A 19,072-nucleotide genomic window follows, 5' to 3' on the forward strand; every position below is an offset into this window, starting at 1 on the left:
TGCCGCGCTGGTTGTAGAACTGCACCACCCAGTCCGGGTCCATGGGCATGTTGGTGACGATGAAGCCGACACGCGGGCGTTGTTGCATTACCCCGGCCTGAGGCGTGACGTCCCCTTACCCCACTGACGTCATGCCACGCGGACGATCTCGGCGGTGCCGAGGGCGTTGAAGCGGTTCATGAGGGCGATGCGGATGTGGATTTCGGCGGTCTGTCGGTCGGGGTCTCTTGCCATGATACGCTCGCCGAAGGATTTCAGGCAGCGCATCTTCGCCTCGATCCGGCTGCGGGCGTGGTATCCGGTCCAGCGTTTCCAGAACGCCCGCCCGTAGTATCGCGTCGCGCGCAGGGTGTCGTTGCGGGCGCGTGCAGCCGGGCAGTCTTCTTTCCAGAGACGTCCGTTCTTTCGGATCGGGATGATCGGAACGGCGTCGCGTTCGATGATGGCCTTGTGGCAGCGGCGTGTGTCGTAGGCGCCGTCGGCGGTGACCGTGCCTATCTGCTCACCTGCCGGGATCTGGCCGAGCAGGTCGGGCAGCACGGGGCTGTCGCCGTCGCGGCTGGGGGTGAATTCCACCGCTCGGATGTCGGATGTGGCCGGGTCCATGGCCAGATGGACCTTGCGCCATTGGCGTCGGCCTTGCACCCCGTGCTTGCGAGCCTGCCATTCGCCATCGCCGAGAAACTTGGTCCCGGTGCTGTCGACCAGCAGGTTCAGCGGGCCGTCCGCACGGCGATAAGGGACCTGGACGGCCAAGGTCTTTTGCCTGCGGCACAGCGTGGAAAAGTCCGGCACGGGCCAGTCCAGGCCGGCCAGTCGCAGCAGGCTGGCCACCATTCCGGCGGTCTGGCGCAAAGGCAACTTGAACAGGACTTTGATCGATAAGCAGAACTGTATGGCCGCATCGGAAAACACCGCCGGACGTCCGGGTCGACCGTCACGCGGCGCGCGCCAGGTCATGTCCTTGTCGACCCAGATGAGCAGAGACCCCCGCTTCCTGAGCGACGCGTTGTAGCTGGACCAGTTCGTCGTGCGATAGCGGGCGGGAGAGGGCTTGCTCATGCACCGCGTCTAACGCCATGGATTCGCGAAGTGAATCCTTCGTCGTCAGACTTTTGCAACAACGCCGCTTCATCATCGGGATCCCGCTCGACACGAGCCTCAACATCTCCTTCACGCGTATGCCCGTCGAGGTCGCAATTCTCGGGGTCCTTCTGTTTCTGCTGGTGACATCGCTGGTCAATCTCGTCATCGAATACTGGGTGATCCTGAGATGGCTGCCCCCCGAGGCGACCCCATTGGCAGGAAGGCCGCGGCTTTTCATCTTCGGTCTGAACCTGGTGAGCGGCGCAACGACCTTGGCAATGCTGTTTATACTGGACGCGCTCGAGATCACCTGATCACCGGCTGTGGGTGACCGACAATCGTCCCACCTGCCACACCAGGGTCGCAGACGCGTCAACGCCGGGTTGAGCGGGCTTCGGCACGCAGCGAGGTAGACAGCGGGTCGCCGCTCAGTAGAGGTAGACGGCTTCCGCCCTGAGCACGCGCACGCCGCTCTTGTCGAAGAGGTCCAGCGTGGTGCCGTCGATCTGCCAGCGCGCCACGCGTTCCAGGGCCCGTGCGAGGGCCCGCTCGGCCTCATCCAGCGGCGACGGACACATCATCCGGGTCATCGCGGCGGTAGCGAAGGATAGCGTGTTGCCCTCGGTCTCGTAGCCGCCACGGATCCTGTTGCAGCCCACGGTGGCGCCGAAGGCGGCCTCTTCGCCGGTGCGCAGCAAAAGATGGGGCTCGCGCCTGGTCTCGACGGGGCGTGTCGCCTCTCCTTCGATCTCGAGGATCCTCCAGTACGTGTTCGTCAACGCCGCGACACCCCGCGGACCGGCGTGGCCGCCGGTGCCGGCACAGGTCAGTCCGGGCTCGAACCGCAAGAAGCTTTCGATCTCCAGCTGCATGCGGTCCGGCCCGTCCATCGCCGGGTGCACCGCCAGTCGACCTTCGAGCATCGCCAGGACCGGGGCGCCGGGCTCTTGCGTGTCGAGGCGCTCATAGGCGCGCTCGGCATCGATGAACGCGCCGTGCATCAGGACGGGGTAGGACCGGCCTGTCAGGCATTCGGTGAAGCGTGCCGCGTCCGCGACATGGCGGAACATTCCGGTCAGAAACTGGGTCCCCTCTGCGGGCTGCAAAGGGCCCGCGGCGAGGGTGTAGGGAAGGTCACTCTCGATCCGGTTTCCCTGCGTATCCGTCATGCGAAGATCGCCGTTGCCCATGATGTCGAGGACGACCGGCGCCTCGCGCCCGCCGCGAAGCACGATGGCGCCGCGCGCGGGATCCGCGTGCCAACGCCCCCGGTCATAAACCGGGTCGCCACCGCCGTAGGTCTGGCGAAGGTGGTAGACCTGGTCCGGCCAGATATCGAGATGCCAGTCGACGCCGGGACCGGAGGCCAACGGCATCGTTCCGGTAAAGCTCGCGGGCAGCGTGAGACCCGGCGCCGTATGCACCTGACCCGCGCGGTCGGGCGGCGCCGAAACGGGGCGCAGGATCACGTCCACCTGCACGGGGGCGTCGCGGGTGATGACCGGCGCGTGCGTGTCCGTCGTCATCAACAGCCGTTCGCCCAGCGTGACGCGCGCGCGCACCGCGTAGCTGTGGCGCTCATCGATCTCGGCGGGGTCGTAGGTCAACGAGAAGGGAAAGGGCGGAAGGCCCAGGTTCTTCGGCGTGTCGGTGGCGATCACCGTGGCCGGGGCGTCGGCCAGCGACACGTCCTCCAGCGCCACCTCGAGCACGGCGCCCGGTGGCAGCGTGACGTGGTCGGGATAGGTCACGCTGCCAGTGACGCGCGCCTCGCCGGCAAAGGCGGCGCCGAGAAAAACCGACTGCACGAGGGCAAGGGCATTGACGAAGAGCATGGGTTGCGGGAGGCGCATCGACCGTCTCCTGATTGGATGATGTCAGGCCGAGAGAATTCTCGACTTCTGAGTGACGAATTCGTCATCCGTCAGAATGCCTTTTTCCTTCAGTGCCGCCAGCTTGGAAAGCTCGTCCGCGGGCGAGACCTGGGCGACCGAGCGGATGTAGTCGCGGCGCGCCTCCTCGGCACGGGCGATCGCATCCACCGTGTTCTCGTGCATCCTGTCGCCACGGACGACGATGTAGACGAGAACACCGAGCCACGGAATGATGATGACGAAGCCGATCCAGAGCGCCTTGGCCACGCCGCCCATGTCCTGCGAGCGAAAGATGTCGGCAACGACCGAGATCAACACCCAGATCCAGGCGGCGAGCATGAAAAGCAAGAAGATGGACCATATGAGGTCGAAGAAACCGATACTGTCTTCCATGGGATTTCCTTTTCTTTCCTGCCCCCGGAAATCCTCCGGGCGCCATATCGCCCCGGGAACCCGTCCCGGGGGATGTCGTCACGGTCTGCGGTCGAGTCGCCGAGCGAGGGCGAGGGGACGCGCGCCGCTTCAGGCGCCCGCCACTTGCCGCCCGCGAACCGGTTCAGCCGCGCTTGCCCAGAACCTGCCCGACGATCGCCGTCAAAGCCCCGCCGCCGACCGCGCCGCCGGCCAGCTGACCGATCAGCGATCCCAGATCCAGTCCGCCGGCCGCTGCGGCCGGGTCGCCCGCACCGCCCAGGATCGCACCGATCAGCGAGCCGCCAGCCACGCCGCCCAACGCGCCGGACAGAAGCTTCGGCAAAAGCGCCATGCCCGCGGACTTGACGACTTGGCTCGCCACCCCGCCACCTGCGATGCCGGCCAGGGCCTGTACCGCGACTGCGACAATCCCTTCCATCGACGTCTCCTTTCTTTGCGGAAATCCCCCGAGGGTTCTTTCCAGGGCAAGCGCCCCGGCGCGCATCCCCCGCGAAACCGGAAACCGCCCGCCTCGTCTTGTCGTGGCCGTCTTTTCCCTTGGCAGCAGATCCGCTGTCCAATGCAGACTTCCATCCCTGTGATGCCGCCCGGGCATCACGCCTTTTTCCGATATCGCCGCGCGCGGGATATCTGCCGCGATCCCGGCGGCCAGCCTCCGGCTGATCGAGACGGCCAAGGGAAGACGACGCGACGGGCACGCGCCCCTCACGCGCGCCTTCGGGACGTCGGCGGTCAGCGGCCTGCGCAAGACAGCGTGTCGCGATGGCCCGTTCGTCCCTGGCCGGGCACCAGGAAAATTTCACGCCACCGGCGCGATGGCCGCCCCGCCGCGCGGGTCTCCCTTGATCCGCATCTCGGTCTGCGGGAACGGTATCGTCAGGCCACGGGCGTCGAAGGCCTCCTTCACCTGCCGGGTCAGGTCCCAGTAGACCTCCCAGTAGTCCTCTGCGCGCACCCATGGCCGGGCGATGAAGTTGACGGAGCTCTCGCCGAGTTCGTGGACGCGGATGCCCGGGGCGGGCTCCTTCAGCACCTTGGGGTGCGCGTCGAGCACCTCCTCGAGCGTTTCCTGAGCGAGTTCGATCGAGTCCTCGTAGCCGATGCCGAAAACCATATCGACGCGCCGCGTCTCCGAGGCGGTGGTGTTTATTATGACGTCGCCCCAGACCTTGGAATTGGGTATCACGATCACCTGGTTGTCGGGCGTCGTCACCGTCGTCGACACGACCGACACCTTCTTCACCGTGCCGCCGACGCCCGCCACCGTCACGTAATCGCCCTCGTCGAAGGGGCGGTTGATCATGATCATCAGCCCGGCGGCAAGGTTGCCGAGCGTGTCCTGCATCGCGAAGGCGGCGATGAACGAGGCGCCGCCGACGAGCGCGAAGAGCGGCGTTATGTTCACGCCGAGCGCCGCGAGCACGATCATCAGGCCCACGGCGATGACCAGCCAGTAGACGACCATGGCGAGGAAGCCCCGCAAGAGCTTCGACAGGTTCGGCACGCGCTCCAGCAGCCGCCGCGCCCAGGCGCGCACGATCCGCGCCACGACCAGCAGGCCGAGCAGCGAGCCCCCGATCACGGCAACGCGGAGCGCGAGCTGAAGCCCGCCCTCGGGCGAGACGAACCAGGCCAGAACGTTCCCGGCGATCTCCTGCGGCTCCAGCGTCGCCGTCTCCTCGACCGTGATGGCGCTGCGGTAGGTCCGCAGCGAGTCGATCAGGGCCGGGTCGCCGCCCTTGCCCTCCAGGCTGGTGACGACGGCGCCGTATTTCTCGAAGATCTCGCTGCGCGCGGCCAGCAGGTCGGCCTGCGCGGCCTTTTCCGCCTCCGCGACGCCCTCGCCCTCCTGTCGGATCTCCAGGTTGCGTTCCACGACCGCGAGCGTGGCGTCGCGGGCAATGTCCCGCCAGGCCTCGGCGAGCGCGGTCAGTTCCACCACCGTGAGCGGCACCAGCCGGAGGCGCAACTCCTCGAGCGGGATCGCGGGATCGGCGAGGCCCTCGGGAAAGCCGGGGGCCTCGATGGCGCGGGGCGTCGCAGTGGCCTCTTCGGCGGCGCTATCGGATGTGGCGCGATCGTTCGCCGTTTCGCTTTGCGCCGCGACGGGCAGAGGCGCCATGGCGAAAAGAAGAAGGATGAGAAGGACCCGGAGGCGATGCATTTCAGGTCTCCTGATTCTGCGAGTGATCGGATGCGGCCGCTCGCGGGGCGGAGGCGGCCGGCGTTGCGCGGTCGCCCGACCGTGCATTCGGAAGCTGCCCGCGGCGCCGGAGGAGCAGCCAGCCGATCACCCCGAGATAGGCGAAGATGCCCGCGGTCAGCAGCGCCTGGTCGGGTCTGGGGTTGCGCGCGGTGCGCGCCTCGGGCGGGCGCGGCACGAGCGCCGGGGCGGCGCGCAGGCTCGCGCCGACGTCCACGCGCGTGCCGAGCGCCCGATCGATCGCGCGCACGGTCGTGTCCGTGAGCGGCTGCACCCGCGTGTCGAAGGAAATCGGCCCCTGCCGGCCAAGCCCGGCGGTTCCGGGCGGCGCGGGTCCGGTGATGACCGTCTGCATCGACAGCACGGAGACGGCGCGGTCGAGCCCGGGGTGGCTTTCGGGGCGCAGCGTGGCCTCTCCGAGAAACGGCAGGGCGATGCGCCTGGGCCCCTGCCACCAGGCGGACGCGTCCACGAGGCGCAGCCCGGGCGACTCGCGGAGCAGGCGCACCACGTCGCCGCGCTGGCGGCTCGCGATCACGAGGCCCGCCTCGGCGGCACCCCGGGCGATCGCCGATCCGATGGACGCAGCGCCGTTGTCGGCCTGTGGCGCGAGCGTGAGATCGCCCTGTCCGTGCCGGGTCAGGACAGAGGCGATGAGGTGGCTCGGCGATCCCTCCGGGCCGGTGGCCACCACCCGCGCGTCGCCAAGGCGCGCCGGCCCGTCATCCTGCGCGATGGCGTAAAGGACGGACCGCCCGACCACGCCGATCGCCTCGACGCCTTCTTCGCGGATCGCGCCATCCGGCGTGAGCCGGAAATGCGCGGCCGCCGGCACGACGGCCATGCGGGCCTCGCCTTCGGCGAGGGCCAAGAGCGGGCGCTTGGCGGGCGCCAGCGCCACGGCGCGGCCCGGCATCGCCGTGCGCACCGCCTCGAGCGCGCGATTGGCCGGGCTGCTGCCCAACTCCTCGGGATTGACCGCGATTGCCAGCGGGATCTCCGGCGGCGTGGCGGCGCTGCCCTCGACAATGCCGAGGCGCGCCAGCGCGATGGCCGCCACGGCGCGCGGCGTGCGCCCCGTGACCTGCACCTGCCTGACCAGTTCGCGCAGCGTCGGCGCGTCGACCGCGCCGGCCAGCGGCGCAAGGGCGTCGGGCAGGGCCGGATGCCGCGAAAGCGCCGCGCTGCTCGTCAGAGGGGCCGCGTCGTAGGCCGGGAAGAAGGGCCGGTCCACCGACAGGGGCGCAAGGCCGAAATCGAAGATCTGGGGGTCGGTCGAGAAACCGATCATCACGTCGATCCGCTCGTCGATGAGCATCTGGTAAAGGCCCTCGCGCCGCTCGTCGGGGACCACGACCACATCGCGGAAGTCGAGGCCGAAGAGCTCGACGAAGCCGGCCAGGCCGTCTCGCGGACGTTCGGCGAAACTCCGGCTGACGCCGAGGCGAAGCTCCCCGGCGATGGGCGCGAGGCTGCTGACGCCGGCAAGCTCCGCGCGCTGCGCCAGCGCCCGGCGCGTCACCGGCACGAAACGCGACTCGACCCCGAACGGAGCGAGGAACTCGAGGCCGAGCGCGGCGAAGGGTTCGACGAGCCGCGCGCGCACGGCGTCCGGATCGACCTCGGTCGGCACGTCGAGCAGCGCGAGCGCGGTGCCGGAATATTCCGGATAGACATCGACGCTGCCCGCCCGCAGCGCCTGGAAGACGTCCGCGCTGTCGCCGAGGCCGATGCGCCGCTCGACGGAGAGGCCCCGCGCCTCCAGCGTCAGGGCCATCATCTCGGCGAGAACACGGTCCTGAACCGTGTTCTTCGAGGCCACGACGACCGAGGTCCGGGCGCAGGCCGAAAGCGTCAGCGCTGCGACGAGGCAGAAGGCGGCGACCCCTCGCATCATGCCACCTGATCTCCCTTCGCTCTGCCGGTGGGCTCGCTGGCGAGCGCGCGCAGAAAACCGACGACCTGAAGCATCAGAACCGCCGAGAACGGGATGGCGCCCAGGGTCGCCATGGCGCGCGCCACCTCCACGGAGGTCGACAGAAGCGTCGCCGCGGTGATGACCGCGACAAGGCCGCCCCAGACGATCTTGGCCGTGGGGGGCGGTTCGAGGCGCCCGTCCGTGGTCATCATGGACAGGACGAAGGTGCCGGAATCCGCCGAGGTCACGAGGAAGATGAAGATCAGCGCGAGCGCCGCCACGCTGAGGAGCCCCGCGAGCGGGAAGTAGCCGAAGAAGGCGAAAAGCGCCTCGGAGACGTTATCGGCCACGAGCGCCGAGAGCCCGCCCGGACCGAAGAGCTCTACATAGATGCCCGCGCCGCCGAACACCGCGAACCAAAGGATCGAGAACAGCGTCGGCACGAGGATCACGCCGGCGCAGAACTCGCGGATCGTGCGGCCCTTCGAGATCCGCGCGATGAAGACACCGACGAACGGACCCCAGGCGAGCCACCAGATGAGATAGGTCAGCGTCCAGCTCGCCGACCACTCGGTCAGCCCTTCATAAGGAAACAGGCGGAACGAGAGCGTCACGATCTGCGAGACATAGGCGCCCAGCGTGTCGACCGCGCTTTCGAAGATGAAGGCGGTGGGCCCGACCAGCATGATGAAAAGCATCATCGCAAGGGCGAGCACCATGTTGATGTTCGAAAGCAGCTTCATGCCCTTCTCGACGCCCGTGAGCGTGGAGATCATGTAGGCCGCGTAGAGAACGGCGAGGATCGCGAGCGCGACGCCGATCGTCTCGGGGACATCGAGCACGCTCGCGAGGCCGGACCGCACCTGCAACGCGCCCATCGCGAGCGAGCCGGCGAGACCGAAGACCACCGCCACCACGCCGAGCACGTCCGCCCCGACCAGCACGCCGCGTTCGGCCCGCCCCCCGATCAGGCCGACGAGCGGCGTCGAGATCAGCGGCTTGCCGCCGCGGCGGAAGGTGAAATAGGCGATGATGAGGGCGCAGATGCCGTAGATCGACCATGCGTGCAGACCCCAGTGCAGATTGGTGATCACCATCGCGACGCGGGCCGCCTCGGGCGTGCCGCCCTCCAGTCCCGGTGGCGCGGCGAAATGCGTGACCGGCTCGGCCACGCCCCAGAACAAGAGCCCCGCCCCCATGCCCCCGGCGAACAGCATCGCGATCCACGATGCGGTGGAGAAGTCCGGCCGGTCGTCGTCCGCGCCGAGGCGGATGCTTCCCCACGGGCCGAGGGCGAGCACGGCGGCGAAAATCACGAAGGCGGAGCAGAGCGCGAGCCACCACCAGCTGGCGCCCACCATGAACCACGTGGTGAAGCCCAGCACGCTGCCCGCCATCGTGTCCGGTGCGAAGAGGCCCCAAAGCCCCACGGGCACGCAGATGGCGAGGGCAATCAGGAAGACGGCATTCGACTTCATGCTGGCGGGCCTTCCGACGTTGGCAGGAGCGCACCTTTCCGCGATGACTCACGGTCCGGTGTGGTGGCGCGTTGCTGACGGACGGGCGGCGGCCTGTCCAATGCAGTCCTGTCGCCGTGCGATGCACTTTAGGCATGGACGTGCCCGGCGAAGCCCCGATCGCCCCGTGGCAGGGGGCCTTCCGCCGCCCCCACTTGCCTTACTTGAAGAAGTTGAACGGTGGGGCCGGCGGCATGCCGCCGTCGAGCTTGCGCGGAAGATCCTCGCGCATCGGCTTGTCGAAGCCGCGGGGGATGTAATACCACGGCACGATCATGTTCTCGTGGTAGGCGCGGCCCACGATCGGCCCGTCGAGCGAGCCCTCGTGCAGATACACGGCCCCTTCCCACAGCGCGGTATAATCGGTGAAGCCGATCGCCTGCTGGTTGGGATATTCCGGTGCCACGTAAAAGGTGCCCTGCGGCGTCTCGAGCTTCCCGTAGAGCGGGATATCGACGTTCTCGACGACGGTCGAGGGCCAGGACTTGATCGTGGTCCACTTCACGGACCCGCCCAGCGCGTATTCCATCCGCCCGTCGGCGTGGATGTAGGCGTAGTTCGTGACCTAGTCGGCGACCGAGAGGTCAGGCTTGCGCCAGAAACGCAGGCGGAACATGTCGCCGTTGTCGAGATAGGCGTTCTGCCAGATGTAGTGGCCCTCGAGATGATCGGGCGTGCGCAGGTTGCCCCACTGGTGCTCCCACCAGGCCAGGCCCTCAACCTCCATCTCGCGGCAGTCCACGACAACGGGGCCGGAGATCATCATCTTGGGCGCGATCGTGTAACAGAGATGCCGTAGACCGTCTCGGGGTTGTGGCGGCCCGTGCATGAGACGTCGTAGCCTTCGTTCTCCAGGCCCCCAGGGTGTCCAGAAATCCTCCTTCGGCGCGTCGCTGGGCGATCCCTCGGCAACGAATTCGCCCGGATATAAAGTGAAGGCGGGCTTGAACGCGCCTGTCTTCAGGTTGTGAAGCGCGAAGAACATGTTCTTCACCGGCCGCTGCAAACCTTCATCCCAGCCGGCGAACAGCGTCATCCAGAAGATCGTGTAGGGATCGCCGGTGGCCTTGTCGTAGACGGAAGCGCTGAAATAGTACCATTCGCAGTATTCCGGGCCGCGATAGATCGGGCCGTAATGATAGCGATGATCGCGCGGGAACCTGTAAAGCTCGTGCCCGCTTTCCGTCTCGATGGCGTTCAGCGGGCCCTCGCCGAAGGGCGTGGCATTGCCGCTGCCCGCCGGGGTGGGAGGATATTCGGGAAAGCCCCATTCGTACTTGCGCGGCGAGCTTTCGCCCTGCACCTGCGCCGAGACAAAGGCGGGCGCGGCGGTCATTGCCCGGGCCGGACGCCAGCAATTTCAGGAGACGTCTGCGATCCATTTCCTGTTCCTTCTCTATGCGAAGACGTGCCCGTCCTCCCTTAAAAGCCGGGGATCGGTCCGGACAGGTTTCGCAGCAAAAAAAGTCAGACGCTTATCACTGTGCCAATGAATGCGTCCAATGCAGTTTTGCGCCTTGCGATGCAGTCTCGACCTCAGGCCACCACCGCGTCATCGGCAAATGCAACGCGCCTTTGCCAGCAGATCGAACGGCCGCGGGCGCTCGTTCACGCGCGCGATCGTGGCGAGCATCGCCTCATGTGCCGGTTCAATTCCGCGATCCTGCGGCACCGACACGCGATAATGTCGTGCCCGCCCGTGCGGTGTCGGTGGAAGAAGGGGCGCCCGGGCCCCTTGCGCGTCGATCGGGCCGCCGGGCACGCGGGTGATGCACCGATGCGTCCCGCGCGTGCCTCCGGCGGCGCGCCCGGGGTCACGGACGATCGGGATCATGCCGCCGTGGCGACCCCGGTCAGTCGTCGGGGCCGCCCGGCGAGGCGTCGAAGACGGCTGCGGCCGCGGAGTGCAGGGGCGCGGTCAGTCCGGCGCGGCGCATCTTCTCCAGATCGCGCGTGCCGAGCGCCGGCACCTGTTCTGCAAGCGTCTCGTATCGCGCGATGACCGTGCGCGCGACATGGGCAACGAGATCGTCCGACACCTGCGCTCGGGTGACGAGCGTCGCGACGGTCGAGACGGTGCGTACGGGCCTCCTCAACTGTTGGTAGGTGCCCGGCGTGATCGCGTAGGTCTCGAAGTCGGCGCTCGTATCGACGAAATCACGCACCGCGGGCCCGTCGATCGAGACGAGTTGCAACTCGCAGAGCTCCAGCAGCTCGGCCAACTGCGCATTCGGATGCCCGATCACGATCAGCGCGGCGTCGATCCGGCCGGAGCAGAGCTCCGGCCCCACGGTCGCGCTGGAAAGCTCGGTGATCCGCCCGAACAGGCCGGGCTCGATCCCGATGGCGCGCAGGACCCTGACATTCGTTCCCCGCCGGGCCGTCGACGGATTGCCGAGGTCCACCGTCTTGCCGGCGAGATCGTTCACCGAACCGATGCCCGCGTCGGTGCGCGCCACGAGGGTGACCGCCTCCGCATAGAGCGACATGACGCTTCGCAGCTCCTTCATCGCCGCTCCGGCGAAGGCTCCGCGACCCTCATGGGCCCGGTGCTGCCAGTCGGACTGGACGAAGGCGAAGTCGAGTTCACCCTTTTCCAGCGCGAGAAGGTTGTATTGCGAGCCGGGCGTCGGCTCGGGGCTGCACCGCAGGTCCGCCGGCCCCTCGCGGTTGATCACGCGGCAGATCGCACGGCCGGCCGCGTAGTAGTTCCCGGTCAGCGCGGCCGTCCCCAGCGTGAAAAAGCGCAGCTGTTCCGCGCCGGCAGGCGGTGCCTGGAACGCGCCGGCGACCATCAGGACGAGGGCCGCCGCAACGTGCCGGCACCGGATTGCGCATTCGCTGACGGGCATGACGCCTCCTGCAAGAACGCCGCGCGCGTGCGCCCGGCACGGGTCCGAACGGATCGTTCGGATTCGAATTTGCCGGCAGCGTCGCCCGAGGTTACGGTCGCCTCACCGACGGAGGCCGATGATGCCCGAGTTCCTCTACTACCTGCCGAGCACCGAACTCGCGCTTCTCTTTACCGCGGTCGCGGTCGCCGCCGTTGCCCTGGGGCTTCTGGTCACGAAACCGCTCATGCGGATCGTCTTCGGAACCGGGCCCGATTTCAACCAGAACCTCGCCTTCGGAGCCTCGGGGTTCAACCTGTTCTATGGCCTGCTGCTTGGCCTGCTCACCGTCTCGGCCTACCAGAACAGCGAGAAGGTCCGGCTGGCGATCCAGTCCGAGGCCCTGGCGATCGGCGGCCTTTACGCCGACATGGAGACCTATCCCGAACCGACGCGCTCGGACATGCGCGAGATGCTGCGGGACTACACGCTATACACGATCCACCGCGACTGGCCGGCCCACCGACAGGGCGCCTTCCTCGACGGCGGCGCGAACCGTGCCGACGCGATGCGGCAGCGCCTCGCGCGGTTCGAGCCCGAAGGCGCCGGGCAGACCATCGTCCACGAAGGCGTCATGCAGGGCTTTCGCGAGTTCGACGCGGCCCGTGAACGGCGCCTCGCCGGCGTCATCACCGAGATCCCGGACATCCTCTGGTACGCCGTGCTCGTCGGCGCGGCGGTCAATGTCCTCCTTCTGTGCCTGTTGAAGATGCGCCTGCATACGCAGTTCATGGTCGGCACCATCACCTCCTTCTTCCTCGGCGTGATCCTGTTCGTCATCGTCATGCTCGACGACCCGCTGCGCGGCGAGGCCGGCCTGGAGCCGACGCCCTTCGCGCTCTTGTGGGAACGGCGGATGCAGTGGGACGAGGGGCTGACATGAGGAACGCGCGGCATGGCTGAATTCACGCAGCGCGAGGTCGAGGGGATGCGCCAGGTGGCGATCGACATCGCCGACGAGACGGTGCGTGCCCGCGCCGGCGCCCTTTCGAACATGTGCGGGCGTATCGAGTTCACCCCGCGCCTGCCGGGCGCCGGCGACTTGTGGCGTTCGCTCTTCACGCGCGAAGCCCGGGTGAGACCGTGGTATCGCGGCACCGGCAGGATCATCCTGCAGCCCTCGCTCTCGGGCTACCATGTCCTTCACGTCGCGAAGGGAGAGCGATGGTTGCTCGAGCCCGGCGTCTACTGGGCGTCGGAAGGCTCCGTCAGGCTGGGCCTTTCACGAGAGCCGCTCTTCGCCAGCCTCCGGGCGGGCGACGGGCTGCTGAACTGGAAGACGACGCTCACCGGCCCGGGTCAGGTCGCGATCAACGCCCCCGGCCCGGTGGAGACGATCGACATCGATGGCGAGTTCCGGGTGCAGGGTCGCCTGGTGCTGGGCCGCACGGCCGGGCTGCGCTTCCGGTCCGTCCGCTCCGCCCGGTTCCCGCGCAACTTCATTTCCGGCCAGAAACGTCTGCGTCTCTTCGAGGGGACCGGAAAGGTGATGATCGCCTGGACGCCATACTGGCACCAGTACATGTTCAACCGCATGACCGGGGAGGACATCGAAAGCTCGATCTTCGAATGAGCCCGGCCCTCGGTCGGGCCTGCCGCCCGGCGCGGCGCCCGCCGGCAAGCGGTGTCACGGCGGTGCCGCGCGACATCCCCGACAACCGGTTGCGCCGTGCGCGGATCGCGCCGGCGCACGCCGTTGCCATGGGTGATGGCAAACACGTCCCTGCCCCCTCGACCGTGGCTTTCCTGGCTTTCGGGGCGCGACGGCACCTTCCGCGTGCCGGTCAGAAGAAAGGGGCCGCCCGATCTTTCCGTCCACCCTGCGCCCGCGACGGCGCCGGACGTGCCTACCGGGCCACGACCGGGCGCGCCAGAGGCGGACGGATCGCGGGCGGGGTCGCGATACGGGGGGTCGGGCGCGGTACGGTGGCGATGGGCGGGACCGGCCGGGGTGCCGTCGCGATCGGGGGAACGGCCTGCCCCGGGGGATCCGGGCGCACGGGACGATCCGGGCGATGGTCGTGATGGTAGTAATGGTTCCAGAACAAGGCGTCGTCGTAGCCGTAAGAGATCCCGACGCCCACCCCGTCGCAGGCGGCAAGCCCGAACGCCGCACCGGTGAGCGCGGCGAAAATCGCGGAGCGACGCATCATTCCGGCCATCTGGACCTCTCCTTCCATCAGCGTGCGGCGCGGAACGAGGCGAACACCCCGTTCAGCGCCTCTGCGAAGGCCGGATCGACGCCGGCCTCCAGAACGGCGGCGGCAATGGCGACGCGCTCGCCCGGCAGATCGATGGCCGCGACCGTGAATTGCAACGCCCGGCCGTCGCGACGCCCACGTCCGGCAAACACCTCCGCCGGGCGTCCCCCGATCCGCCGTGAAACGGGCTCGGCGGTCCTGGCCTCGAGCGCGAGGAAACGGCCCAGCTGGCCGAGATAGCCGCGGGCCTCGGCCAGGTCCCCCACCCCGGGAGGCGAGATGAAGCCAAGCCACGCCCCCTCGTCGACGGTCGGCTGCAACGCCAGCACCCGCGGGACGTCGGCGGGCACCGCGCCATCGGACGGCGCGATCCGGCGGCTGCCGCCGGTGCGTACGGACCAGAAGTCCGGAACCTCGACGGTGAAAAGGGCGCGCCCGTCTTCCACGTAACTGACAGGCGTCTGCGCCTCCGCGCCCGCGCCCGCCATGAGCATCGCAGCCGCGAGTCCGAGACCGGTTTTCATCGCTGATGCCTCCAATCGATTGCGCCCGGTCGATGGACGGGGCCGTGCAAACATCCATCTGGATCCGGCGCCGCCGGCGCACATGCCCGGCACGAGGGCACCGGGCACTTCTCCTTGCGGGGACGCGGCGGCGCCGGAGAGACCCGGACGCTGGGGATTTGCGTCCGGGATCAGGGGATCAGAGTTCGGGCGTCCAGGGCCCGTTCTCGTCTTCGGGCAGGCCGCGCGAGATCGGCGGACCCATCGAGTGGTCGGTGCCGTCGTCGTAGGACCCCGTGAACATGATCATCTCGCAAAAGCCGGTCGCCACGACGGGTCCGTCCGGCCCGCCGTCGCGCAGCTGGATCACGCCTTCGATATAGGGGCCGGCGAAACCGAGGCCCTCCTGCTCCTCGAGGGTTGGCTCGTACCAGTAGGTGCCGTTCGGCGTCTCGATCCGGCCATACCAGGGATACACCTTGCCCGATTTCGGCGAGGTCCACATGCGCTCGGGGATGAGCTTGAAGGCCGGGCCGAAGGCATAGCTGCGCTCGAACGTCTCGCCGTCCATGTGGAAGTAGCGGTTCACGCCGTAGTTCGGATTCCGGAAATCCTCGCCTTCGTAGTACTGGCGGAAGGTCATCAGGTCTCCGCTCTCCTCGAACCGGAACCAGGCCCAGAAATAGCGATACTGGTAGGTGTTGCGGAAGTTGCCCCACTGGTGCTCGAACCAGCCGGTTCCCTCGAAACGGACCGTGCGGCCGGCCACTTCGAGCTCGCCCGACGAGGCCATGTCGGGTGCGGTGTAGTAGTAGGTCAGGCCGTACATCGTTTCCGGGTTCTGGCGCTCCTGCGGATCGACCCCGATGCTTTCCAGACCCCAATAGGCCATCGGCGCATAGCCCGGCGCCCGGGCCTGCGACGTCATCGACAGGCGGAACGGTTCGTTCCAGTCGTCCTTCTCGGTGGTATACCCTCCGAATTCCCAGGTTTCGTTGGCGTGCGTATAGGCCGTCGTGAAACCGCTCTTGCCGTCGTCGATCTCGTAGCGGAAGTGGAAATCCTCCGCGTCCGGGCCCGAGCCTTCCGTGGTCATCGGCCCCGTGATGTAGAGCAGCGCGGTGTGGAACTCGCCGGTGTCGAGGTTGTGGAAGGCGAAGAGCACGTTGTGCAGCGGCCGGCCCTCCCTCGCGACCCAGCCCTGGCTGAGCGGCACCCAGAACACCGAGATGCGCTCGCCGGTGTCGAGGTCACGACCGAGAACCGTGATGTAATGCCACTCGTTGAAATCGTTGGTCTGGTAGAATTCGCCGCCATGCCACGCGTGATCGCGCGGCAGCGAATAGAGCGCCTGCCCGCTCGACGTCTCGATGCCCGGACCTTGCAGGGGCGGCTGCCCGTCCTGGGCGCGGGCGGGCGCGCTCGTGGATGCCAGCGTTCCGGCGAATGCGCCGGACCCCAGCGCAAAGCCGGTGGCGGGCGCGGATTTCAGCAATGTGCGGCGGGTCAGGCCGCTGCCCGTCGGCGCGCCGCGATTGGTGCTTGCAGTCATGATGAGTCTGGCTCCCAGCTTATTCGGTCAAGGGCCGCGCGCGGTCGGCTGAGCGTTGCAAGCCGGAAGGGCGCGCCCCGGACAGGCTTCTCTCGTGCGCGGTCGGGACTGTCCAATTCCCAATTCCGTCCGTGTGATGCACACCCTGCATGGGTCCGAGCCGGCCATGCGGGCGTTTTCCCAGGGGACGGGGCGGGACGCGCCCTCTCGCTTCCGCGTTGCAACCGCAGTTCCGGCAAGGAACGCCGGGGCCATCACGAGGGTCGGCCGCCGGCGCGCGTCGCCATGGCCCCGGGCAGTCAAGGGACGGCACAGCCCGCGCGCCGGGACCGCGAACGCAGGTTCGCTGCCGCGTGCCGGAGATCCGGTCGGGGAGAAACAGGTTGCGCTATGCGCCCTGTTCAATGCAGTCTGGCCCCGTTGTGATACAGGTCCTGCATCAATGAGATCCGTCCGGGACCTCCGGATCGTCCGGTCCCTCGCCCTGCATCGGAACTTTGCGCGGGCGGCCGATGAACTCGGGATGAGCCAGCCGAACCTGAGCCGCGCCCTGAGGAGCCTCGAAGACTCCGTCGGCATGCCGCTCTTCGACCGGAGCCGCACCTCCGTCACGCCAACCGTTGCCGCAGAGATCGTTCTGCAGCGTTGCGACGCGCTGATTGCGGGTTTCGACGATCTCGCGCAGACGCTCGAGCTGAAACGCAACGAGGACCAGCGCGGCTTCCGCGTCTCGGTCGGCCCGTTCGCGGCCGAGGCCGTCGGGCTTGAAAGCTTCGCCGACCACGCCGGAACGAGCCGGATCTCGCTTGGCAGGCTCGTGGTGCGCGACTGGCGGACCTGTCTCGAAGACGTGCTCGACGGCCGCAGCGATCTCGCCATCACCGACACGCGATCGGCTGCCGATCGCCCCGGACTTGCGACCGAAACGCTCGGAGGCGGTCCGGTGTCGTTCTTCTGTCATTGGCGCCATCCCCTCGCCCAGCGATCCGACGTCGGGTGGGACGACATCATGCGCTTTCCCTGGGCCCTGACGCTGATGCAGGGACGGTGGCTCGATCTTCTGCCGCAGGATCTCGGGGCGGCGGGACGGCGCGACCCCGAGACCGGCGACTTCGTTCCCGCGATCTGCGTCGACAGCTTTCCGGCCATGACGGCCGCCGTCCGCAACGAACGCGCGATCAGCGCCGCGCCACCGGCTTTCATCCGCGACGAGATCGAACGCGGCGAATTCGTGACGCTGCCCATCGAAGAGCCCTGGATGCGCATGGAATACGGGCTGGTCTGGCATGCCGAACGGTCGTGGCCGCGCACCCTCGTTCGTTTCGTCGACACCCTGCGGATGACACAGGCTCGGCAAAAGACGCTACTGAATCCGGGGGCATAGGGCCTGACGCTCATGCCGGCGGGCCCGCTTCGAAGGGGGCAAGCCCGAGCGAGCCCGCTGGCGCCGTCCACCGATCCGCGCGGCCGCCGCATCCCCCTGACCTGGCCTTTCCAGATCAGCGGACGGTGACGCCCACCGCCCTTGCGGCCGGCCGGATCCTTCGGCGCCCTTCCGCCCGAACGTCGCATCGTGACGGCGCGCGCGCTCATGCATGACACGCATCACCGGCGCGGAATTCCGCATTGGACCGGCGAACGGCTTCATGGAAGGCGTCCGCCCGATCTCTGGCCGTTTCCACAGCAAGGCCGCGTGCCGGAAGACGGACGCGCGCCGCGCAACAGATCGAAACGGCGCATCCGACAGGCGAAAAGGACTGGCGAAAATGGACCGAAGGCTTCTTCTGCAATTGCTTGCCACGGGGGGGGCAATGACCGCCGCGCCGGCCTCCGTATGGGCCGCCGGGCAAACCTCACGCGGAATGACGCGCCACCCGACGCCGGGTGACAAGGGAAGCCTGCCGCTCTCCAGCCGGGAAAGCCTGCTGGCAGAGCTGGAAGAATTGCAAGCCGCCACGCAGGCCCGAAGACGCCGCTATTGCCATCTGACACAGCCGAATTGGCCGGACGGTGCGAGGATCGCAGTGAATTTCACGTTCGATGTCGACCATGTCCTGAGTCGCACGGCGAATGACGAGCCGCCCATGCAGGTCGCCAAGGGCGAATTCGGCGGTCGCGTGGGGGCATGGCGCACGCTCGAACTGCTCGACCGTCACGGCATCGTCGGAACCTTCTTCACGCCCGGGCGTAGCGTGGATCTCTACCCGTCCGTTCTTCGCGAGATCGCCGAACGGGGCCACGAATTCGCGGATCACATGTGGGAGCATTACGTGCCGGCCGATCCCGTCGTTCAGCGCGACCACATGCTGAGAACCCGCGACGTGCTGACCGAACTGGCCGGTCGTCCGCCCGTGGGCACCCGCAGCAGTTATCCGGACGCCCTCGTTCTGGAGATGGGTTACATCTACAATTCGCACGGCTTCGCCTCTCCTCTTCCCTTCAAGGTGAGACGGGACGGCAAGGAGCTGCTCAATCTGTCCGTCCATCTGGCGATCGACGATGCCATGTATTTCAATTACGGCTGGATCGGCAGCGCCGCCTCGGCGCAGCGTCTTTCCGACCAGGACCTCGTGCTGGATATCTGGTGGCAGGCCTTTCAGCAGCAATATGAGGCGGGCGGCTACCTGAACATCGCCCTGCATCCCTTCATCATCGGTCACTCCGCGCGCATCGCGATGCTCGACGAGTTGATCACCCGAATGAAGAGCCTGCCCGGCGTGTGGTTCGCCAATTCCGAGGACGTCGCGCGCCACTGTCTCGCCCTTCCGTCCGAAGCCTTCGCCTGCAACGAGGAGTGACGCCGTTATGCCATGGAAATCAGGTTACACCATCTCGGACGAGATCGCCCTCGCGGACGACGAGATCGTCTGGCCCTCGGACAAGCGCTGTGCG

General features: G+C 67.7%; 19 protein-coding genes. 5 read left to right on the forward strand and 14 right to left on the reverse strand.

Features of this window, described 5'->3' with window-relative positions:
• Positions 1-129: 129 nt before the first annotated feature.
• Positions 130-1,062, reverse strand: a complete 933-nt coding sequence (locus AB6A69_RS13380) for an IS5 family transposase (protein WP_371061150.1) — start codon at positions 1,060-1,062, stop codon at positions 130-132.
• A gap of 17 nt (positions 1,063-1,079) precedes the next feature.
• On the opposite strand from AB6A69_RS13380, the gene AB6A69_RS13385 reads away from it, so the two are divergent.
• A complete protein-coding gene (locus tag AB6A69_RS13385) occupies positions 1,080-1,400 on the forward strand; it encodes a hypothetical protein (protein ID WP_371061151.1) in 321 nt (106 codons plus the stop codon).
• A gap of 114 nt (positions 1,401-1,514) precedes the next feature.
• On the opposite strand, the gene AB6A69_RS13390 is transcribed toward AB6A69_RS13385, so the two are convergent.
• From AB6A69_RS13390 to AB6A69_RS13435, 10 genes are all read right to left on the reverse strand, one after another.
• A complete protein-coding gene (locus AB6A69_RS13390; protein ID WP_371061152.1) occupies positions 1,515-2,939 on the reverse strand; it encodes a YbaY family lipoprotein in 1,425 nt (474 codons plus the stop codon).
• A gap of 24 nt (positions 2,940-2,963) precedes the next feature.
• On the reverse strand, positions 2,964-3,353 hold the full coding sequence (locus tag AB6A69_RS13395; protein WP_371061153.1) for an SHOCT domain-containing protein: 390 nt from the start codon (positions 3,351-3,353) through the stop codon (positions 2,964-2,966).
• Positions 3,354-3,516: 163 nt separating this feature from the next.
• Positions 3,517-3,813: a hypothetical protein gene (locus AB6A69_RS13400; RefSeq protein WP_371061154.1), complete on the reverse strand. Its 297-nt coding sequence runs from the start codon at positions 3,811-3,813 to the stop codon at positions 3,517-3,519.
• Positions 3,814-4,194: 381 nt separating this feature from the next.
• Positions 4,195-5,559 (reverse strand): mechanosensitive ion channel family protein, encoded by a 1,365-nt coding sequence (locus tag AB6A69_RS13405; RefSeq protein ID WP_371061155.1) that lies wholly within the window; start codon positions 5,557-5,559, stop codon positions 4,195-4,197.
• Between the two features lies 1 nt (position 5,560).
• Complete coding sequence (locus AB6A69_RS13410; protein WP_371061156.1) at positions 5,561-7,495, reverse strand: glycine betaine ABC transporter substrate-binding protein; 1,935 nt, start codon at positions 7,493-7,495, stop codon at positions 5,561-5,563.
• Complete coding sequence (locus tag AB6A69_RS13415; RefSeq protein WP_371061157.1) at positions 7,492-8,994, reverse strand: BCCT family transporter; 1,503 nt, start codon at positions 8,992-8,994, stop codon at positions 7,492-7,494. The genes AB6A69_RS13410 and AB6A69_RS13415 overlap by 4 nt, the downstream gene beginning before the upstream one ends.
• Positions 8,995-9,193: 199 nt before the next feature.
• Positions 9,194-9,562: a hypothetical protein gene (locus AB6A69_RS13420; RefSeq protein ID WP_371061158.1), complete on the reverse strand. Its 369-nt coding sequence runs from the start codon at positions 9,560-9,562 to the stop codon at positions 9,194-9,196.
• Between the two features lie 36 nt (positions 9,563-9,598).
• On the reverse strand, positions 9,599-10,369 hold the full coding sequence (locus AB6A69_RS13425; protein WP_371061159.1) for a hypothetical protein: 771 nt from the start codon (positions 10,367-10,369) through the stop codon (positions 9,599-9,601).
• 216 nt (positions 10,370-10,585) lie between these two features.
• Entirely contained in the window at positions 10,586-10,867 is a 282-nt protein-coding gene (locus tag AB6A69_RS13430; RefSeq protein ID WP_371061160.1) for a hypothetical protein, read from the reverse strand.
• A gap of 19 nt (positions 10,868-10,886) precedes the next feature.
• Positions 10,887-11,885, reverse strand: coding sequence for a TAXI family TRAP transporter solute-binding subunit (locus tag AB6A69_RS13435; RefSeq protein ID WP_371061161.1), 999 nt, complete (start codon positions 11,883-11,885; stop codon positions 10,887-10,889).
• A gap of 121 nt (positions 11,886-12,006) precedes the next feature.
• Between AB6A69_RS13435 and AB6A69_RS13440 the strand changes: the two genes are divergently transcribed.
• Together AB6A69_RS13440 and AB6A69_RS13445 are read left to right on the forward strand one after the other, a co-directional pair.
• Entirely contained in the window at positions 12,007-12,807 is an 801-nt protein-coding gene (locus AB6A69_RS13440) for a hypothetical protein (protein WP_371037774.1), read from the forward strand.
• A gap of 12 nt (positions 12,808-12,819) precedes the next feature.
• On the forward strand, positions 12,820-13,497 hold the full coding sequence (locus AB6A69_RS13445) for an AIM24 family protein (protein ID WP_371054446.1): 678 nt from the start codon (positions 12,820-12,822) through the stop codon (positions 13,495-13,497).
• A gap of 274 nt (positions 13,498-13,771) precedes the next feature.
• On the opposite strand, the gene AB6A69_RS13450 is transcribed toward AB6A69_RS13445, so the two are convergent.
• The 3 genes from AB6A69_RS13450 to AB6A69_RS13460 form a co-directional block, all read right to left on the reverse strand.
• Positions 13,772-14,086 carry a hypothetical protein gene (locus tag AB6A69_RS13450; RefSeq protein WP_371037776.1) on the reverse strand — a complete coding sequence of 105 codons (315 nt, stop codon included), beginning with the start codon at positions 14,084-14,086 and terminating at the stop codon, positions 13,772-13,774.
• Between the two features lie 17 nt (positions 14,087-14,103).
• A complete protein-coding gene (locus AB6A69_RS13455; RefSeq protein ID WP_371061162.1) occupies positions 14,104-14,649 on the reverse strand; it encodes a hypothetical protein in 546 nt (181 codons plus the stop codon).
• A gap of 178 nt (positions 14,650-14,827) precedes the next feature.
• Positions 14,828-16,180 (reverse strand): lipocalin family protein, encoded by a 1,353-nt coding sequence (locus AB6A69_RS13460; protein WP_371061163.1) that lies wholly within the window; start codon positions 16,178-16,180, stop codon positions 14,828-14,830.
• Positions 16,181-16,622: 442 nt separating this feature from the next.
• Here AB6A69_RS13460 and AB6A69_RS13465 point away from each other — a divergent pair, with 442 nt between their 5' ends.
• Together AB6A69_RS13465 and AB6A69_RS13470 are read left to right on the forward strand one after the other, a co-directional pair.
• Positions 16,623-17,564: a LysR family transcriptional regulator gene (locus tag AB6A69_RS13465; protein ID WP_371061164.1), complete on the forward strand. Its 942-nt coding sequence runs from the start codon at positions 16,623-16,625 to the stop codon at positions 17,562-17,564.
• A 211-nt stretch (positions 17,565-17,775) separates the two neighbouring features.
• On the forward strand, positions 17,776-18,978 hold the full coding sequence (locus tag AB6A69_RS13470; protein WP_371061165.1) for a polysaccharide deacetylase family protein: 1,203 nt from the start codon (positions 17,776-17,778) through the stop codon (positions 18,976-18,978).
• Positions 18,979-19,072 lie beyond the last annotated feature (94 nt).

Source organism: Rhodosalinus sp. 5P4, from assembly GCF_041365695.1.
In the GTDB taxonomy this organism is placed as follows: domain Bacteria; phylum Pseudomonadota; class Alphaproteobacteria; order Rhodobacterales; family Rhodobacteraceae; genus Rhodosalinus.

Excerpts from the sequence above, each read along its gene's own strand:
- AB6A69_RS13385 (WP_371061151.1), top strand. The coding sequence starts at position 1,080 with ATGGATTCGCGAAGTGAATCCTTCGTCGTCAGACTTTTGCAACAACGC.
- AB6A69_RS13395 (WP_371061153.1), bottom strand. The coding sequence starts at position 3,353 with ATGGAAGACAGTATCGGTTTCTTCGACCTCATATGGTCCATCTTCTTG.
- AB6A69_RS13415 (WP_371061157.1), bottom strand. The coding sequence starts at position 8,994 with ATGAAGTCGAATGCCGTCTTCCTGATTGCCCTCGCCATCTGCGTGCCC.
- AB6A69_RS13380 (WP_371061150.1), bottom strand. The coding sequence starts at position 1,062 with ATGAGCAAGCCCTCTCCCGCCCGCTATCGCACGACGAACTGGTCCAGC.
- AB6A69_RS13460 (WP_371061163.1), bottom strand. The coding sequence starts at position 16,180 with ATGACTGCAAGCACCAATCGCGGCGCGCCGACGGGCAGCGGCCTGACC.
- AB6A69_RS13410 (WP_371061156.1), bottom strand. The coding sequence starts at position 7,495 with ATGATGCGAGGGGTCGCCGCCTTCTGCCTCGTCGCAGCGCTGACGCTT.
- AB6A69_RS13425 (WP_371061159.1), bottom strand. The coding sequence starts at position 10,369 with ATGACCGCCGCGCCCGCCTTTGTCTCGGCGCAGGTGCAGGGCGAAAGC.
- AB6A69_RS13420 (WP_371061158.1), bottom strand. The coding sequence starts at position 9,562 with ATGGAATACGCGCTGGGCGGGTCCGTGAAGTGGACCACGATCAAGTCC.
- AB6A69_RS13435 (WP_371061161.1), bottom strand. The coding sequence starts at position 11,885 with ATGCCCGTCAGCGAATGCGCAATCCGGTGCCGGCACGTTGCGGCGGCC.
- AB6A69_RS13455 (WP_371061162.1), bottom strand. The coding sequence starts at position 14,649 with ATGAAAACCGGTCTCGGACTCGCGGCTGCGATGCTCATGGCGGGCGCG.
- AB6A69_RS13390 (WP_371061152.1), bottom strand. The coding sequence starts at position 2,939 with ATGCGCCTCCCGCAACCCATGCTCTTCGTCAATGCCCTTGCCCTCGTG.
- AB6A69_RS13430 (WP_371061160.1), bottom strand. The coding sequence starts at position 10,867 with ATGATCCCGATCGTCCGTGACCCCGGGCGCGCCGCCGGAGGCACGCGC.
- AB6A69_RS13470 (WP_371061165.1), top strand. The coding sequence starts at position 17,776 with ATGACACGCATCACCGGCGCGGAATTCCGCATTGGACCGGCGAACGGC.
- AB6A69_RS13450 (WP_371037776.1), bottom strand. The coding sequence starts at position 14,086 with ATGGCCGGAATGATGCGTCGCTCCGCGATTTTCGCCGCGCTCACCGGT.
- AB6A69_RS13440 (WP_371037774.1), top strand. The coding sequence starts at position 12,007 with ATGCCCGAGTTCCTCTACTACCTGCCGAGCACCGAACTCGCGCTTCTC.
- AB6A69_RS13465 (WP_371061164.1), top strand. The coding sequence starts at position 16,623 with ATGAGATCCGTCCGGGACCTCCGGATCGTCCGGTCCCTCGCCCTGCAT.
- AB6A69_RS13445 (WP_371054446.1), top strand. The coding sequence starts at position 12,820 with ATGGCTGAATTCACGCAGCGCGAGGTCGAGGGGATGCGCCAGGTGGCG.
- AB6A69_RS13405 (WP_371061155.1), bottom strand. The coding sequence starts at position 5,559 with ATGCATCGCCTCCGGGTCCTTCTCATCCTTCTTCTTTTCGCCATGGCG.
- AB6A69_RS13400 (WP_371061154.1), bottom strand. The coding sequence starts at position 3,813 with ATGGAAGGGATTGTCGCAGTCGCGGTACAGGCCCTGGCCGGCATCGCA.